We start from the raw sequence: 16,468 nt of genomic DNA, 5'->3' as shown, positions 1-16,468 counted from the left end.
AGATTGCCGCCACGCGTTGAACTTCGCCCTCGGGCAAGCGTCCGAGCCGGTGATCAGCAAGAACTTCTGAGCGTGTACGCAGCGTATACCGGACGGCGATCCGCTGGAGCATGGGCTGCACCGCGATCGCCGATAAACCCCAGCAGCGCCTATCGTTGGCCCTGATCGAGGGGGGCAGGCCGAAGTCGATCGAGGAGATAGCGGCTTGGTGGCTTGCCGACCATCTTTCGAAACATGGTCACGAAGCTGCTGGCGCTTTCATAGCCTAGATCCATTGCGACGGCCTGAACCGTCTGACCGGCACTCAGATGCCGCAAGGCAAGGACGATATGCAACTGTCGCCGCCAGCGGCCGAAACTCATGCCCACCTCTTCCGCCAGCATACGGCTCAGGCTGCGCTCGCTGAGCGCGATCCGCGAGGCCCATTGTGCAACGGTGGCGTGATCCGCCGGCGCCGCGATCAATAGATCGGTGAGTTTCCTCAAGCGCGGATCGCTGGGAATCGGGAGGCGGAGGTCTTCGACTGGGGCGGCAGCCAACTCATCGAGAATAACCGACACGATGCGGCCGTCTGGACCATCGACATCATAGCGCTCGGCCAGTTCGTTCGCCCGCATCAGCAAATGACGCAGCAAGGGCGATACGGTGATCGTGCAGCATTTGCTCGGCAGGGCCAGAGCTGCGGGAGGCTCGATGAAAAGGGATATGCACTCCACTTCGCCCGAGCCGAAAGCAGTGTGGGGCAGCCCGCCGGGGATCCACACGGCGCATTGTGGTGGCACAATCCAGACGGCGTCTTCCACCTCACAATTGATGACGCCACGGACGGTCAGGAGCAGCTGCGCTTTCTGATGCTGGTGCCGCGACGATTGCTCAAGGGCATCGAGACTGGTGACGGTGTTGGCCGCGACAAGGGCTCGGGGAACATGATCGACATAGGAAAGCCAGTCACTGCGGATATCGATATGCATCGAGAGACTCGGCAATTTGAGGGTTCGGCCGGATAGAAACATATCATGGCCGGATTGCGCAATGACGCCATCTGCTGATCGCCATATGCCGTTCGAACGGACGGGAGAAGAGGCGATCACAATCGCGCTCCTCTTCGAGAAGGGCAGCATTCAGCAGCCCACCAATTGCCTCCGGATGGGAATGTCGACGTGATCAGAAAGCAGCCAGTCGAACTCGCACTCGCGTGGCTCGTCCCAGCGGTCGGCGCCGCACTCTTCGTCACGATCCAATGCTTCTCCTACCTGAACGGCTATGTCGGCAGCGGCGGGACGATGAAGGCGATCACGTTTGGCCCCACCGCATTGTGGGCAGTATCCATTTTCTACGGTGCCTGGGTCGTCCCTCCAGTGCTTGCGCTTGCCGGAAATCGCGGAACCGACTGGGCGATGCTCGTCATCGGTGGTGGTGTTTCCGCCATGAGTACGCTTGGCGGCGTATCGGATGGCCTGCGCGACGGCGGCCATCTCGTTGCCTTGGAACTGCTCGCAGTCACGCTCCCCGCCGCAGTCGCCCTGGTCATGTCGTGGCGGCACATCCGCCTGCATTGAAAACATTGCAAGGAGACGAAACATGCCTTTCGACAGCACGAAATTTCCGCTCGTCTGGATAAGTTACGACGAAGGCCCCGATCACGACCACGATCAGGACTTCGAGGCATTCGAGGCGAATCTGAAGCGCGGTACACCGTTCGTGATCCTGACCGACTCTGCTCCAAACGAGGAGCATGAACATAGTCAGGAAGAGAAGAAACGCACCTCGCTGTGGATGAAGAAGCACAAGGCCGAACTTCGTTCGCTCGTGCTGGCAATGATCGTGATCGAGCCCAGTGCCATCAAGCGTTTGGCCTTCAAACCCTTCAGCGTGGCCTTCGCCAAGTTCTGGGGCTATCCTTTGAAGCTGGTCTCGTCACACGAGGAAGCATCCCAGATTGCAGCGGAAATGATTTCAGAGCGCAAGAGGTCGGCAGCAGCCTGAGCATCGACTAATCGACGACGCTGGTACGACGCGATCCCATGGCGTGGTTCGTCGGTGGCTTCGAGGTCGATGATATCGATGCCTGCCGCACAGTTCTCGACGATTTAGCGCTCCATGGTTTCGAGCTGATCACGCGCGAAGCCGATGAGGGTCATATCGCCCGTATCGAGCAAGGCCTGCCCGCGCTCGCAGCGGAATGCACAGTCGTTCTGGCCGGCAAAGCCAGCACCGTGCAGCGCTTGCGGTGCAGGCTCGCATCCCTGGGCGTGCCTTCGAACAGGATCGTCGCGCGAAATTACTGGACGCCGGACAAGGCCGGCCTCGACTGAATACGCCTTTCCCGAAATTGCCGCTCGGCGAGCGATAAACGAGCATGATCGCGCTAAACACATGACAGTCGTCGGGGCTCCGGACTGCTAACCCAAGCGTCCGGTTTTGGGCGGACGCCCTGCCCTACGGCTTCCGGCCGGCCCCACTCCGCGGAGCCTTCCGCACGTCGGACTCAGATCGGCACATCCTGTCGATCGACACTCGTGAAGCCATAGGTCCTGTACCGGCTTTCCACCTTACGACCGGAGATCGTGATGTCGGTATAGCCCTCCGGCGTGCCGAGGAACGACCCGTGCCAGTCGGCACCGGCAACCGCGCCGGTCGTGATGAACGAGATCCCGTCGAGTTCGATCCGCTCGCAGACATGACTGTGCGCCTGAAGCCCATCTGGTCGGTGAGGAAGCCGCGGATCGAGAGCTGCGTCGCCGCCTCGTACGTGCCGTGCGCGTCGGAGGAGTCGAAGTTCACGCCGGGCAACCGGCCGAGCGAACGCAGCGGCGACGAGCCACCGGTCAGCTTCGCCATCGCCTTGGCGGACACCGTCTGGACCTGGCGGGACTGGCCCTGGCCGAGCACGACGATATCCTGTCCGGGCGTACTGGTCGTCGCAGCGTCGGTGGAGTCCTGCGGCGTTTCGACCGGGGTCACCTTCAGCGATATCATCGAGGGGGTTTCCTCGGCGATCATCAGCCCCTGCCCCGCGATCAGACGGCGGAGCGCCTCGCCGCGCGTAAACCGACCGCGCAACGCAGTCGAACGACGATTGGCGACTGCATCGTAGGGAAAGCTGACATGCACGCCCGCCTGCCGCGCGAACGCGTTGAGCGCGGTCGCCGTGTCGGAGGCCTTGATGTCGAACGCGACGCTTGCCGCCTGCGCCTGCGCACTGGCGGCAACTGGAACCGCCACCACCGCCACGATCGCCGTCGTCGTCAAAAACCTGAACATGTAATCCCCGCATCGCACCGTGTGTCGGAGCAGGGATGGATGAGCGCGGACAAACCGCCATCGACCGCGAAAATAAACTTTACGCGCGAGTCAGGACTATTCCTCCGGACGGGCCCGCGGTCGCGCGGATTCCGAACGAGCTGCGCAGCGCGCGCAGGAATTCCGCAGGCCTGGTGGTCGCGAAACTGCCGCCCACACGGAGCCGCGACAGCGCGGGATCGCCGATCACGATCTTGTTCGGCAGGTACCGGTTCATTTCGGCGACCGCATAGTCGAGGCTTTCGCCGTTGAGCACCAGCGTGTCGTGCTGCCACGCGGTGACCCCGCCGAGATCGTCGCGCGCCTGGACGCTGACCTGCCCCGCCGTGACGAGCGCGACCTCGCCCGAACCGATCCGCATCGTCGATCCATCGGCGATACCGCCCGCCAGCACCGCCAGTTCGCACCCCGCGCCGCGCAGCCGGACGTTGTACGCACCGGGATCGAGCTGGAACTGCCCCCCCGGCGTCAGCAACTGCAGGCGGTGGTCGGCCGCCAGCCGCAGCGCGATCTCGCCGCGATCGAGCCAGAGCCGCGCAGGCGCACCCGTTCGCCAGTAGACTCGACTATCGGTATTCAGATCAAGCGAGATGCCGGGCGTCACCGCGACCGCCATCCGCTGACCGACGCGCGTCTCGGCCATATCGCGCGCCGCAGCGCGGTAGGCGATGCCCCCGCCGACCGCGGCAACGCCGACGATCGAGCCGGCAGCACGCAGGAGCTGGCGCCGGTTCGGCCGCGCGACGATTTTCGACGCAGGCTGCGCTTCAGACGAAGCCCTCGTCTCGCCCCGTGAGCCACGCAGGCCATCGAGATCGCGCCACGTCCCGGCCACCTCGGCAAAAGCCACGGCATGGCGAATATCGGCGTCGCGCCACGCCTCGAATGCCGCGACATCCGCCGATCCCGCGTCGAGCGCGGCCAGCCAGCCGGCAGCCTCGTCGGTCAGGTCGGCATGACGCTGCGGAATGTCGGAACGGCCTGGCACGCTTCCTCCGCCTGCGCTTCGCTATCGCGCCGGGCTCTCGTGATGAGCGCCAGCCCCTTAGCGATATGCTTTTCCACGGTCGAGACCGATATGCAAAGCGCTTCGGCGATGTCACCCGGTGGCATCCCCTCGACCTTCCGCATGCGCAGGACGCGCGAGCATTGCGCGGGCAGCGCGTCGATCAGGTCGAGCAGGCGTTGCAACTCGGATCGCCCCGACGCGATTGCAAAGGCGTCGGGCGCCGGGTCCGCGACACCGAGCAGATCGAGCGAGGCGAACGCGTCGATCCGCACCACGTTCGCCCGTCGCAATCGTTCGAGCGCCAGATTGTGCACGATCGTCAGGACGAAGCCGCGCGGCGTGACGATCGCGCGATAATCCGGCGTCTTCAGGACCCGCGCATAGGCGTCCTGGACCAGATCCTCGGCATTGTCGCGGCCGCAAAGATACGCCGCCTTCGCGCGATAGGCCGCCGCATGCGGCAGCACCTCCGCGAGAAACCAGCGATCGATGTCACGCAGCCAGCTCAAAACATGCTCCAGAAGCCATGCTGCGCCGCCTAGCCCGGTATTCTTACACGACGGGGACAGCGTCATGGGATCGGGCATTCAAACATAGCCCACCGCTGATGCCTTGCGGCTGTACGCTTACCCTCGTCAGACGCCCCATACCCGGCCATTGGAGCGCACTCTGCCGCTCCCCAGCTTCGGCCGTCCGCTCAATGGCTCGAAGCGTTAGAGAACACGTTCATAACAATGACGCCGGCAATGATCAGGCCCATGCCAAATACAGCAGCATCGAGCTTTTGACCCTGGAATGCCCATGCAGCGGCCGAAATCAGGACGATGCCGGCACCTGACCAGATAGCGTATGCAATGCCTGTCGGTATCGTTCGAAGGGTCAGCGACAGGAAGTAGAAGGCAATACCGTAGCCGATGACGGTAACAATCGTCCAAGGCATGCGGGTGAAACCATTCGACTGCTTCATTGCAGTCGTGGCACAAACCTCCGAGACGATCGCGATTGCTAGCATGAGATAGTTCATGCACGATCCGCTAGCACACCGAATGCTGCCAATCCCCAATCGATCTCCAGCTCGGTTCCTCCAGCGGCACGAGCCGAACGTAGGGATTAGACCTGCCTACGCGCCTGCTCTGGTTGACAGGCCTACATGACATTTCTGTCATTTTGGGTTTACGCGCCCTTGCCAGCCGGGTTAGGGACGCGCTTCGAAAAGGGTGGCAAGGTGATGATGCGGAAGGCTATTTTTCTTTCCGTGGGCGCGTGCCTGCCGCTGCTGGCGGCGTGCAACCGCCACCAGTCGACGCTCGCGCCGTTCGGCGAGGAGGCGGACAAGGTCCTCTCGATCACCATCGTTCTGGTCATCGGCGCGATCATTCTCGCGGGCGGGCTCGCGTTGCTGATGCGCCACGCGATGCGCACGCCCGAAGGTCGGCTGACGCACAAGGGCGGGATGAAGCTGGTGCTCTGGCTGGGTGGGATCGGGCCTTCGATCCTGCTGCTGGGCCTGCTGCTATACGCCCTCCCCGCGATGCGGCCGCGCGAGGTGGCGAACAGCGACCTCCGGATCGGCGTCGAAGGCGAGCAATTCTGGTGGCGCGTCCGCTATGCGCCGCCGGGCGGTTCGGTGGTCGAGACCGCGAACGAACTGCGCCTCCCCGTCGGTCGCACGGTCGAACTGTCGCTGCGCAGCCCCGACGTTATCCACAGCTTCTGGGTGCCGGGCTTGGCGGGCAAGATGGACATGATCCCCGGGCGCACCAACCGGCTCGTCGTCCGCGCCACCAAGGTCGGCACCTACCGCGGCGTCTGTGCAGAATTCTGCGGGCTCGGCCATGCGTTGATGGCGTTCGACGTGATCGCGATGGAGCCCGCCGCATTCGAGCGCTGGCTCGCCGAGCAGCGTAAGCCCGCCGTAGTTACCGCGTCGCCGGGCGCGCGCGTCTTCGCGAGTTACGGCTGTAGCGGTTGCCACAGCGTCCGCGGCGTCGGCCCGGTCGCCAAGATCGGCCCCGACCTCACCCACTTCGGGTCGCGCCCGACGCTCGCTGCCGGTGTCTTGCCGATGACGCACGCCAACATCGCCGGGTTCGTCCGAGATCCGGGCAAGACCAAGCCCGGCGTGCGGATGCCCGCCTTCCCGCAGATGTCCGCCGCCGAGGCCGACCAGATCGCAAGCTACCTTCAGGGGCTCAAATGACCACCGAGAGCACCCAATATATCGCGCCCGACCAGAGCGATCCCGCGGTCCGCAAGGGCCAGGAGGATCGCCTGCGCGAAGTGTGGAAGCCGCCGACCGGCTGGTTCTTCCGCTGGACCGACGTGAACAACAACCGGATCGGCGTGTGGTACACGCTGACCGCGTTCGGGTTCATGCTGTTCGCGGGCGTGCTCGCGCTGATCATGCGCACGCAGCTGGCGGTGCCGAACAACGACCTCGTCACGGCGAACACGTTCAACCAGCTGTTCACGCTGCACGGCTCGATGATGATGTTCCTGTTCGCGGTGCCGATGTTCGAGGCGGTGTCGATCATCCTGTTGCCGCAGCTGCTCGGCGCGCGCGACCTGCCGTTTCCGCGGCTATCCGGGTTCGGATATTGGAGCTTCCTGATCGGCGGCGTGTTCGTGTCGGGCTCGATCTTCTTCGACGCGGCGCCCGATGGCGGCTGGTTCATGTATCCGCCGCTGACGACGCGGACCGACCTCAGCGGGCTCGGCGCGGACATCTGGATGCTCGGCCTGAGCTTCATCGAGGTGTCATCGGTAGCGGCGGCGGTCGAGCTGATCGTCGGCGTATTGAAATGCCGTCCGCCAGGCATGCGGCTCAACCTGATGCCGCTCTATGCGTGGTACATCCTGGTCGTCGCGGTGATGATCCTGTTCGCATTCCCGCCGTTGATCGCGGGCGACGTGCTGTTCGAGATGGAGCGGCTGCTGAACTGGCCGTTCTTCAACGCGGAGAAGGGCGGCGATCCGCTGCTGTGGCAGCACCTGTTCTGGATCTTCGGGCACCCGGAAGTCTACATCGTCTTCCTGCCGTCGATCGCGCTGTTCGCGATGCTGATCCCGACCTTCGCGCAGCGGCATCTGCTCGGCTATCCGTGGATCGTGCTCGCCGCGGTCGGTACCGCGTTCCTGAGCTTCGGGCTGTGGGTCCACCACATGTTCACGACCGGTCTGCCCAAGATCAGCCTCGCCTTCTTCGCGGCGGCGTCGGAAGCGGTGGCGATCCCGACCGGCGTCCAGATCTTCGTGTTCATCGCGACGCTCTGGGCGGGCAACGTCAAGAAATCGACGCCGCTGCTCTATGCGAGCGGGAGCCTGGCGGTGTTCGTGATCGGCGGCCTGACCGGCGTGATGGTTGCGGTCGCGCCGTTCGACTGGCAGGCGCACGACACCTATTTCATCGTCGCGCATCTCCATTACGTGCTGATCGGCGGCACGCTGCTGCCGCTGTTCGCCGGGCTCTATTATTACTGGCCGTTGGTGACGGGGAAGAAGCTGTCGGATAAGCTCGGGCGGATCGCGTTCTGGATCATGTTCGTCGGCATGAACCTGACGTTCTTCCCGATGCACCTGTCGGGCCTGCTCGGGATGCCGCGCCGCGTGTTCACCTATCCGGAAGAACTCGGCATCGGCGGGCTCAACCTCGCCTCGACCGCCGGCTCGTACCTGTTTGCCCTCGGCGTGCTGATCGTCTGCATCGACCTCGCGCTGTCGCCGCGTCGCCCGAAGGCGCCACGCAACCCGTGGAACGCCGGCACGCTCGAATGGCTCGCGCTGCCCGATGACGAGGATTGGGGCATCCGCTCGGTGCCGCTGATCGAGAGCCGCTATCCGATCTGGGACCAGAAGAACTTCGTCCAGAAGGTCGACGAGGGCCGCTTCTTCCTGCCCGACGCGGAGGAGATGCGGCGCGAGTCGATCATCACCACCGTGCTCGACGCGCGCCCCCTCCAGGTGATCCGCCTCGGTACGCCGAGCGTGAAGCCGATGATGACTGCGGTCGCGCTGGCCGGCGTGTTCATCCTGACGACGTACCATCTCTACATCTGGTCCGCGGTAAGCGGCGTCGTGACGCTCGCCTGCGTGCTGTGGTGGCTGTGGACCGGGACCGCCGAGATCCCCGAAAAGCCGACCAAGCATATCGGCCACGGCATCGAGGTACCGCTCTACACGTCGGGGCCGTCGGCGCCCGGCTGGTGGGCGATGTTCATCACGATGATGGCCGACGCGACCGCGTTCTCAGGGCTGGTGTTCGGCTATTTCTTCTTCTGGACGATCCACAACGATTTCCCGCCGAGCGGTGTCGGGCTGAACGGGCCGGGCGTGTTCTGGCCGATGGTCGCGTTGGCGCTGACCCTCACCGGCTGGGCCGCGACCGTCGGCGCACGCGAAGTCCATCGCCGCGGCAACGTTGGTGCAGGTCGCGCGCTGCTGATCGTCGGGATCGTAGCAACGCTGTCGAGCCTGTTCGCCGGGCTCGCCGGCCCGTGGTATTCGGGGCTCGACCCCGAACTCCACGTCTATCCCGCGATCGTCTGGACGCTGGCGATCTGGACCGCGGTCCATGCCGCGATCGGGGTCATCATGCAGGCCTACACGCTCGCCCGCAGCCTCGCGGGGAAGATGACGCCGGTCTATGACGCGGACCTCCGCAACATCACCGTGTACCACCATTTCCTCGCGCTGACCGGCATCGTGACGTTCTGCACGATCGGCCTGTTCCCAGGTGTCGCATGAAGAAGAAGCACTGGGCGCGCGATCTGAAAGTGACGCTGTGGACGTTGATCATCCCGCCGACGATCTGGGCCGTACACTTCCTGTTCTGCTACCTATGGGTCGCGGTGACGTGTGCGAAATCGTCGAGACCGGGGACGGCGTTGACCGGCTTCCCACTGGCGACGCTGATCGCGACGATCGTGGCGCTGTTGGGGATCGTCGCGGCGGGTTACATCGCCCGCGTCCAGTCTGAGACGCCGGGCGATCCGGCCCCGCATGAACAGGGCACGGCGATCGACCGCCTCCGCTTCCTCGCGCTGTCGACGCGGCTGCTGGCGGGACTGAGCTTCGTCGCGGTGATCTTCACGGCGTTGCCAGTCATCATGTTCGGCGATTGCCGATGAGACGCGCGAGCCTCATCCTGGGCGTCGCGCTAGTCCCGTTCGGCTGGGCGTTCGCCGCAGCGCCGCTCGGGATGGTCGGGCACATGGCGGGTCACATGATAGCCGTCGCCGTCGCCGCGCCGTTCCTCGCGTACGGGATCGCCGGTAGCAGCTTCGATCCGGCCGAGCGCTGGCCTGCGGTCGTGACACCGCTCGCAATGTCGCTCGTCGAACTCGTCGTCGTGTGGCTTTGGCACCTCCCGGCGCTGAGGCTCCGCGTCGACATGCAGCCCCTCGCGCTGCTCATCGAGCAAGCGAGCTTCCTCATCGCCGGCGTCCTCCTCTGGAGCGCCGTCCTCGGCACACGCATCGGCGGTGCGACCGACCGTCGCGCATCGGGTGTGGCAGCCTTGCTGCTGACCTCAATGCACATGACCCTGCTCGGCGCATTGATCGGCCTCGCCCCGCGCCCCCTCTACGCGATGATGGCGATGCACCCGGCGATCCACGGCCTCGATGCACTCGAAGACCAGCAACTCGGCGGCGTCGTCATGCTGATGGTCGGCGCGGCGAGTTATTTCATCGGCGGGCTCGCGATGCTCGGCGGACTGTTGAAGACACGGAGCGCGACCGCATGACGATCCGGATTACCTGGGCGCGCGCCGCCGCCGCGATTCTTGCGCTGGCGCTCGCCGGGCTGTTGTTCGCCTGGTCGGGCGTGTTCAACATCGCCGCATCGTCGGGCCATTGGAAAATCACCGACTGGTTCCTCCACTGGACGATGCGCAACTCGGTCCGCACCCACGCTGCCTTCACAGCGCCCGACGATCCCAAGGCTAAAGAGGGTCTCGTCAGCGCCGCCGGCCTGTTCAAGGCAAGCTGCACCTCGTGCCACGGCGCGCCCGGCGTCCGCCCGCTGCCCGTAATGCAGGCCGCGACGCCCCCTGCCCCAAACCTGTCGATCAACGCACGGGAGTGGACCGACAAGCAGATCTTCTGGATCCTCAAGCACGGCGTCAAATATACCGGCATGCCCGGCTGGGCCGCCAAGGACCGCGACGACGAAGTCCGCCGCATGGTCGCCTTCGTCCGCCTGCTGCCGGAGATGACGCCCGCAACCTATCGCTCGCTGACCGAAGTCCCGGGTGTCACCGAGGCGAAGATCGCCACCTGCGCGGGCTGTCACGGTGCCGACGGACGCGGCCGGGGCCAGCCCGACATGCCCGTGCTCGGCGGCCAGAGTCCGGCGTATCTTCGCGCTGCGCTGGAGGCCTATGCGACCGGCAAGCGCCAGAGCGCAGTGATGGCGAACGCCGCCGCGACGCTGACGCCCGAGGACATGACGCGCCTCGCAGATCACTTCGCGGCAATGCCGGGGATCGGCGGCGTCAAGCCATCGGGCTCGACCGAGGCCGCGAAGATCGACCGCGAAGGCCTGCCGAAGGTGCAACTCCCTGCCTGCGCGAGCTGCCACGCTCCCGGCAAGCCCTACCCCGTGCTTGCCGGCCAGCGCGCGAGCTACATCGCGCAACGCCTGCGGAATTGGCGCGGTGACGCGACGGTGGTCGACGCCCGCAAATCGCAGTCGACGATGCCGGTGATCGCCCGTCGCATCCCTGAGGATATGATTGATCCGCTTGCCCAGTATTTTGCGGGTCGCTGAATTACCGCAGGGGCGATGCCTTCGACTCTTGCACGCAAGGCTTTTGCCTCGTGCCCACGCCTGCTCGCGATCATAGTGTTAGCGCTCGATGCCTGGCAGCAGTCTCGATGCGGACTGACTTCCAGACATTCGGGGCGGCAGCACCCTTCCCACCTCTGGACGTTCGTTCAGCCTTAGCATGTATAGCTCTTGCCCTCCGTTCGGTGAGGCAAAGGCGTACTATGGCTGGTCTGAGATAGGCTGTGAGCTTTGCAGCGCTGATGCACACCAACGTCTCGCCCATGTCTCTTCTGACGGCGGCGCGCCCCTCATCGTCGCCGGCCGATCTACTATTTCCGCGCACCGAGACCCAATCGCAGACACTCAGACCGCCCTTCCCCGCATCCCGACTTCGGCAACTCGTTCATCTGGTTGGGCAGCAGCGCGCGGCGGCCGATCAGCTGCCTGGACGGCCTGAAAGGCGAGGATAGCAATCGCCCCGCTTAGACCGGATCAACGCCGAACTGCTGAATGTCATCGAGACGTGATCCGCGCCAGCGATGGCGAACGGCATCGACACGCCGGCACCGAGCGAGCATCGTCCCGGGTAGCATGCAGATCGACAGTGAAGACCGGGCAACGCCCGCCACGACTCGCGCGGATCTATCCCGATGCCGATGGGCGCAGGGCGATCCGTTGCTTGCGGCGTATCACGACGCCGAATGGGGCGTGCCCGAACGCGACCCGCGCGCGCTGTGGGAAAAGCTGATGCTCGACGGATTTCAGGCCGGGCTGGCCTGGATCACGATCCTGCGCAAACGCGACGCATTCCAGGCTGCTTTCGCAGACTTCGATCCGGACATCGTCGCGCGGTTCGGCGAGCCGGACATCGCGACGATGCTTGGCAACGCCGGTATCGTCCGCTCCCTCGCCAAGATCGCGGCGACGATCGGCAATGCTCGCGCCTATCTCGCAATGCGCGACGCCGGCGAGGATTTCGGTGGCTTCGTCTGGAGTTTCGTCGACGGTACGCCGGTGATCGGCGACGGTGCCAAGGCGCTGACCCGCTCGCCTGCCTCCGAAGCCCTATCCGCGGCGCTCAAGCAGCGCGGGTTCAAGTTCGTCGGCCCCGTCATCGTCTACGCCTGGATGCAGGCCTGCGGTCTCGTGAACGACCACGAGACATGCTGTTTCCGTCGAGCCGGATCATGAAGGCGCCACCGCCGGGATCTGGCCGCCACTCTCGTGCAGGGGCCGTACGGACCATCGCTGTGCGCTATCGCGGCTGGACGATCGCCGCGACGATGACGGCTTCCAGGAACACCGTTGAGGCGACCGCGCGATAATGCCGCTGACGCTGTTCGCGTCACGCCCTTTCTTCGTGACGCTGCTGCTGTACGGCGCGCTGGGCGGATTGCTGGTGTTGCTGCCGTATCGGTTATTCGTCGGCGGCGGATATACACTGACTAGGCGGGTTTCGCGTTGCTCCCTTTCTCGATCATGATCGCCACCGCGTCCCGCTTTGCCGGACGACTGAGCGAGCGGATTGGCCCGCGCTGGCCGCCGACGATCAGGCCAATCGTTACCGGGGTGGGCTTCGCGCCGATGACGACCGTCGACCCTAGGGCCCGCTTTTGGGGCAACGTGCTGCCAGGCCTCGTGGTGATCGCGCTCGGGATGCCGCGCGGTCGCTCCGCTCACGACCGCGATACGACCAATTTTGACGCCCGGCTATCTGCTCGCGATGTCTCAATAAGAAAGAAAACGGCCTGTCCGCGATTGGGAAGGCGGATGGCGTTAGCGGACGTCGCGTGACGCTGCGGCCTTTCTCAAAAGGGATCAAGCTTCAGGAAACGTAACGGGCACAGAATAGTCCCACGGGCGCGTCCTCAAACCGCCGGCGCAGCGATAATCTGACGCGACGAATACGTCCTCAGCTGGACTGGCACGCTCCTCTCCGTGTCGCCTTACGGCGGAGCAGCAAGCCACCAACTATAAGGACAATCACGATACCTACCGGCATCTGTACCAGCCAGAACCTGTCATCGCTGCCAAGATTCCAAGGCCAAGCATGACAGCTTGAGGCACCTGGCGAATATCCACATGCCAGATTTGACAGGTAAACGTAGAACAGGATCGCACAGCCGCCGACAAAGGCCGACAAGGCAAAAAGGAGATTGGACAGGAGCCGCATGTCGACGGTCTGCTACAGCGCGACTACTACGGCAAGGGTATGCTGTCTTGATAGGGGCGGCAGTACACAAGACACGTCCGCTCAGATGACGCAGACACCTGTTCGTCCTCTTCGTCGCTTGTTCAAAAACGAACCCTAGCGGGACAGTCGCCTAGGCGATCGACCGAGCCGTCCGGCCCCCCCCCTTTTTTCCGAAGCTGTTCCTCATTGCTCTTTCCCAAAATAGGCTGTCAGAGATGGAGAAACGGTAAAGATCGCACTTAACGAATGGCCGTTATCGGGAGCCCGGATCGCCAGCTTGGATATCTGGGTGTGGGCGAACGCACCTCACGGTCGCACCCAGGCTCGCGGCATTCGATGGCCTCGACCGCGTGGTCCGGATCGGCAGCTTCTCCAAATCGCTCTCCGCGGCCGTCCGTTGCGGCCATATCGTAGCGCGGACAGACTGGATCGAGGCGCTTGCCGATCTGCGGATCGCGACGTCGATGTCGGGCCACCCGGCCCGCCATCCAGATCGCCGACGCATTGCGCCTCGGGATCCTCTACCGCCTTCTGCTTGATTTCCCGCGCCTGCGCGGTCACCCCAGGGAACAGCATGTCGGGATCAATCTGGTAGGTACGGATCAGGCGAACCACCCACGCGTAATGGCGCGCGCCTGTGTAGCAGTTGTTGCTGCCGCCGTCGCTCTCGCCCCACACCGCGCGCCACGGCATCCGTGCTTCCTGGGTAAGGATGGTTCGAAATGCGCCGACTTCGCTTTCGCCCTGAATATACGCGATAGCTCGCGGCCCGTTACGAACGACGCGAAAGTCGCGGATGCGGAAGCGCGCCTCCGGCCGCGCGTCACCGTGGTGCAGCACCTTCAGGATGGCCGTACGTTCGGGGCTGCCCGGCGCGGGCGTGACGACGGTGGCTCCGCTTGCAGGTGCCATGACGACGGCGAGAAGCAACGTCGCAGTGTTGACCAGAAGGGAAGAAATCATACCGGCTGCTCGTATCAGACTTCAGGCGGCGGTGGGCCGGCCTTGATGCGATCGTGCCGGGGTTTTCGGTCGCTGCGATTCGCATCGCTCTCCCGGTAGCGATGCCGTACAGCCAAGGCCCCCAACTCCTCTTGCGCGACAGGCTTCCCATGCACGGCCTCCGCTTTCTTGCCGGGATGCTTTTCCTTCTAGCGCTGCCGACGAGCGCGACTGCCGCACCCGAGACGATGTATGAAGGGATGGTCGGCACCGCCCGCGTCGTCCTGTCGATCGAGCAAAACAAGGGGGAGGTGTCCGGCCAGTATTTCTACCGGACGTCGCGGCTCGACATCGATCTTTCCGGCAAGATGGCGGGTACCCCCCTGCGCCTGGAATCGCGGACGACGGGCGATCAACTGGTCCTGAACCGGCAGGAGGCCAATCTTACCGGGGCGCTGACGACGTCGAAGGCGCGGCGCCTGCCGGTGAGTCTGCATCCCGCGGGCGTTCCGGTCGGGCTGCCCGACGACCTGCCGCCCAATTTGACCGCCTATGAGCGCTGGCATTTCGCCGGGCTACGCTTCACGCCCGCGCAAAGCGAGACGATCGGCGGCAGGACCATCCGGTGGTACCGCGAGCCGCTGTCCGGCATCCGGCTGTTCCGACTCGAACGTGGCTATGCTGCGCCGGCAATGGCCGCGGTCAACCATGCGCTTGCCCGCAGCCAATGGCAGAATGTGGCAGCGTGGTTCGCCTGTACCGACATGGGCGGGAAGCCCGGCATCGAGGTGACGCAGGCCGGCAAGCCTTGGCTCGGTGTCAATCACATGAGCTATGTGTGGACCACGAGCTGGAGTTGTGCCGGCGCCGCGCATCCGGATTTCGGAACCCAGGGCTACAACTATGACATGCGCACCGGGCACGCGCTGACGCTGGACGGATTGCTGCATTTCGGATCGCGTCCCATTCCTCATGAAGACAGCGACGACTGGTACAGATATCGTGGCAAAAGCTTCGCTTACGGCGTGGTCGCGTTGCTCGAGCGCTATCACCCCGACGAGATGGCGCCGCCGGGCACGAGCGATGACGACTGCAATTATGCGGACCCGGAGGTGTGGCAATTCCCGGCCTGGGCGCTGTCGGACAAGGGACTGTGGCTCGGCGCCTATTTCGCACGAGCGCAGCGGCCGTGCGACAGCCCGGATTGGGCCATCATTCCCTGGTCCTCGCTGGACCTCCCTCCCGGCAAGCGACCCTAGTGGACAGCTTGCCGGGCTGCACGAGCGCTTCTCCGCTGCCTTGGCCGTATGGCAGCGCAGTTGATACCCCTAGGACGTCTTTGGCGTACCCCAGAATACCCTCACTCAGCCCGCGCTCGGCTGAGACACGATGGAACGGTAAGAGACTACCGCACGAGAAAAAGTACAGCTAATCCGTGCCGTGTGGGACAGCATAAGACCGGTTGATATAGGTAAATGGCGGAGAGGGTGGGATTCGAACCCACGGTACCCTCGCGGGTACGCCGCATTTCGAGTGCGGTACATTCGACCACTCTGCCACCTCTCCGCAGGTCATCCAAGGCGCTGCGAACAGTTCCTCCGATCGGTCGAAGCGCGGCCTCTAATGAAGTGCCCCTGGGGACGCAAGCGGATTTCGAGGTTCGGGGAACCGTCGGGCGCGTTTTCCTTGTGCGGCGCAAAACAGACCCTAAATTGGCGGATATGCCCCGACACGACAGTATCGCTCACGACATCACCGGCCCGCTTATTCCGGCCGAGGTGATCGCACCGCCGATCTCGCACGCGAATTTCTCGATCGGCGACGTCGTGCGGCACCGGCTGTTCGACTTTCGCGGGGTGATCTTCGATGTCGACCCCGTGTTTGCGAACAGCGACGCATGGTATGCCGCGATCCCCGAGGACATTCGTCCGCGCAAGGACCAGCCGTTCTACCACCTGCTCGCGGAGAACATGGAGTCGAGCTATGTCGCCTATGTGAGCCAGCAGAACCTGGTGCCGGACGATAGCGACGAGCCGGTCGACCATCCGGCTATCGATGGGCTGTTCAGTGATTATGCGGATGGCCGGTATGCGCTGCGGCAGGTTTATCGGCACTAGAGGCGAATCGCTGAGTTTGTAAAAAGCTTGTTCTCCCGCGAAGACGGGAGCCCAGACTGGGTCCCCGCCTTCGCGGGGAAACAATTCTCTGCCTCGTCTGTGGGCAGCACCTCGCGGTAAACCACCCCTTTCCGC

At 64.2% G+C, this 16,468-nt stretch carries 19 protein-coding genes and 1 tRNA gene; 13 read left to right on the top strand and 7 right to left on the bottom strand.

Going from position 1 to position 16,468, the window contains the following annotated elements; translation table 11 throughout:
* Positions 1–149: 149 nt before the first annotated feature.
* On the bottom strand, positions 150–1,091 hold the full coding sequence (locus C8J44_RS17145) for a helix-turn-helix domain-containing protein (RefSeq protein WP_220683125.1): 942 nt from the start codon (positions 1,089–1,091) through the stop codon (positions 150–152).
* A gap of 69 nt (positions 1,092–1,160) precedes the next feature.
* On the opposite strand from C8J44_RS17145, the gene C8J44_RS17140 reads away from it, so the two are divergent.
* The 3 genes from C8J44_RS17140 to C8J44_RS18550 are packed head-to-tail and all read left to right on the top strand — an operon-like array spanning position 1,161 to position 2,315.
* Positions 1,161–1,559: a hypothetical protein gene (locus C8J44_RS17140; protein ID WP_121905402.1), complete on the top strand. Its 399-nt coding sequence runs from the start codon at positions 1,161–1,163 to the stop codon at positions 1,557–1,559.
* 22 nt (positions 1,560–1,581) lie between these two features.
* Positions 1,582–1,986, top strand: a complete 405-nt coding sequence (locus tag C8J44_RS17135; protein ID WP_121905401.1) for a hypothetical protein — start codon at positions 1,582–1,584, stop codon at positions 1,984–1,986.
* A 38-nt stretch (positions 1,987–2,024) separates the two neighbouring features.
* The gene (locus tag C8J44_RS18550) at positions 2,025–2,315 is read left to right on the top strand and encodes a hypothetical protein (RefSeq protein ID WP_183128823.1); all 291 of its coding nucleotides are present in this window, start codon (positions 2,025–2,027) and stop codon (positions 2,313–2,315) included.
* A gap of 124 nt (positions 2,316–2,439) precedes the next feature.
* Here C8J44_RS18550 and C8J44_RS17120 read toward each other — a convergent pair whose 3' ends face one another.
* From C8J44_RS17120 to C8J44_RS17105, 4 genes are all read right to left on the bottom strand, one after another.
* The gene (locus C8J44_RS17120) at positions 2,440–3,264 is read right to left on the bottom strand and encodes an STN domain-containing protein (RefSeq protein ID WP_183128822.1); all 825 of its coding nucleotides are present in this window, start codon (positions 3,262–3,264) and stop codon (positions 2,440–2,442) included.
* Positions 3,265–3,343: 79 nt separating this feature from the next.
* Complete coding sequence (locus C8J44_RS17115; protein WP_121905399.1) at positions 3,344–4,291, bottom strand: FecR domain-containing protein; 948 nt, start codon at positions 4,289–4,291, stop codon at positions 3,344–3,346.
* Positions 4,249–4,899: an RNA polymerase sigma factor gene (locus C8J44_RS17110; RefSeq protein WP_259466919.1), complete on the bottom strand. Its 651-nt coding sequence runs from the start codon at positions 4,897–4,899 to the stop codon at positions 4,249–4,251. The genes C8J44_RS17115 and C8J44_RS17110 overlap by 43 nt, the downstream gene beginning before the upstream one ends.
* A gap of 110 nt (positions 4,900–5,009) precedes the next feature.
* The gene (locus C8J44_RS17105) at positions 5,010–5,336 is read right to left on the bottom strand and encodes a multidrug efflux SMR transporter (protein WP_121905398.1); all 327 of its coding nucleotides are present in this window, start codon (positions 5,334–5,336) and stop codon (positions 5,010–5,012) included.
* Between the two features lie 231 nt (positions 5,337–5,567).
* On the opposite strand from C8J44_RS17105, the gene C8J44_RS17100 reads away from it, so the two are divergent.
* The 8 genes from C8J44_RS17100 (at position 5,568) to C8J44_RS18840 (ending at position 12,874) form a co-directional block, all read left to right on the top strand.
* Positions 5,568–6,512 (top strand): c-type cytochrome, encoded by a 945-nt coding sequence (locus C8J44_RS17100; RefSeq protein ID WP_310886173.1) that lies wholly within the window; start codon positions 5,568–5,570, stop codon positions 6,510–6,512.
* Positions 6,509–9,055: a cytochrome c oxidase subunit I gene (gene ctaD, locus C8J44_RS17095; RefSeq protein WP_121905397.1), complete on the top strand. Its 2,547-nt coding sequence runs from the start codon at positions 6,509–6,511 to the stop codon at positions 9,053–9,055. Before C8J44_RS17100 ends, ctaD begins: the two co-directional genes overlap by 4 nt.
* On the top strand, positions 9,052–9,438 hold the full coding sequence (locus C8J44_RS17090; protein ID WP_121905396.1) for a hypothetical protein: 387 nt from the start codon (positions 9,052–9,054) through the stop codon (positions 9,436–9,438). Before ctaD ends, C8J44_RS17090 begins: the two co-directional genes overlap by 4 nt.
* The gene (locus C8J44_RS17085) at positions 9,435–10,055 is read left to right on the top strand and encodes a cytochrome c oxidase assembly protein (RefSeq protein ID WP_121905395.1); all 621 of its coding nucleotides are present in this window, start codon (positions 9,435–9,437) and stop codon (positions 10,053–10,055) included. Before C8J44_RS17090 ends, C8J44_RS17085 begins: the two co-directional genes overlap by 4 nt.
* On the top strand, positions 10,052–11,080 hold the full coding sequence (locus C8J44_RS17080) for a c-type cytochrome (protein ID WP_121905394.1): 1,029 nt from the start codon (positions 10,052–10,054) through the stop codon (positions 11,078–11,080). Before C8J44_RS17085 ends, C8J44_RS17080 begins: the two co-directional genes overlap by 4 nt.
* 591 nt (positions 11,081–11,671) lie before the next feature.
* On the top strand, positions 11,672–12,271 hold the full coding sequence (locus C8J44_RS17075) for a DNA-3-methyladenine glycosylase I (protein WP_121905393.1): 600 nt from the start codon (positions 11,672–11,674) through the stop codon (positions 12,269–12,271).
* 133 nt (positions 12,272–12,404) lie between these two features.
* Positions 12,405–12,563, top strand: a complete 159-nt coding sequence (locus C8J44_RS18845; RefSeq protein ID WP_259466918.1) for a hypothetical protein — start codon at positions 12,405–12,407, stop codon at positions 12,561–12,563.
* Positions 12,560–12,874, top strand: a complete 315-nt coding sequence (locus C8J44_RS18840; protein ID WP_259466917.1) for a hypothetical protein — start codon at positions 12,560–12,562, stop codon at positions 12,872–12,874. The genes C8J44_RS18845 and C8J44_RS18840 overlap by 4 nt, the downstream gene beginning before the upstream one ends.
* 706 nt (positions 12,875–13,580) lie before the next feature.
* On the opposite strand, the gene C8J44_RS18880 is transcribed toward C8J44_RS18840, so the two are convergent.
* Entirely contained in the window at positions 13,581–14,237 is a 657-nt protein-coding gene (locus tag C8J44_RS18880) for a hypothetical protein (RefSeq protein ID WP_183128821.1), read from the bottom strand.
* 149 nt (positions 14,238–14,386) lie between these two features.
* Here C8J44_RS18880 and C8J44_RS17060 point away from each other — a divergent pair, with 149 nt between their 5' ends.
* A complete protein-coding gene (locus C8J44_RS17060; protein WP_121905392.1) occupies positions 14,387–15,475 on the top strand; it encodes a hypothetical protein in 1,089 nt (362 codons plus the stop codon).
* A 217-nt stretch (positions 15,476–15,692) separates the two neighbouring features.
* On the opposite strand, the gene C8J44_RS17055 is transcribed toward C8J44_RS17060, so the two are convergent.
* Positions 15,693–15,782, bottom strand: a tRNA-Ser gene (locus tag C8J44_RS17055).
* Positions 15,783–15,937: 155 nt separating this feature from the next.
* Here C8J44_RS17055 and hspQ point away from each other — a divergent pair.
* A complete protein-coding gene (gene hspQ / locus C8J44_RS17050) occupies positions 15,938–16,333 on the top strand; it encodes a heat shock protein HspQ (RefSeq protein ID WP_121905537.1) in 396 nt (131 codons plus the stop codon).
* Positions 16,334–16,468 lie beyond the last annotated feature (135 nt).

This window comes from Sphingomonas sp. PP-CE-3A-406 (assembly GCF_003688625.1).
Taxonomy (GTDB): Bacteria; Pseudomonadota; Alphaproteobacteria; order Sphingomonadales; family Sphingomonadaceae; genus Sphingomonas.
The sequence above is the reverse complement of the archived record's forward strand: the minus strand, read 5'-3'. Positions and strand labels throughout refer to the sequence as shown.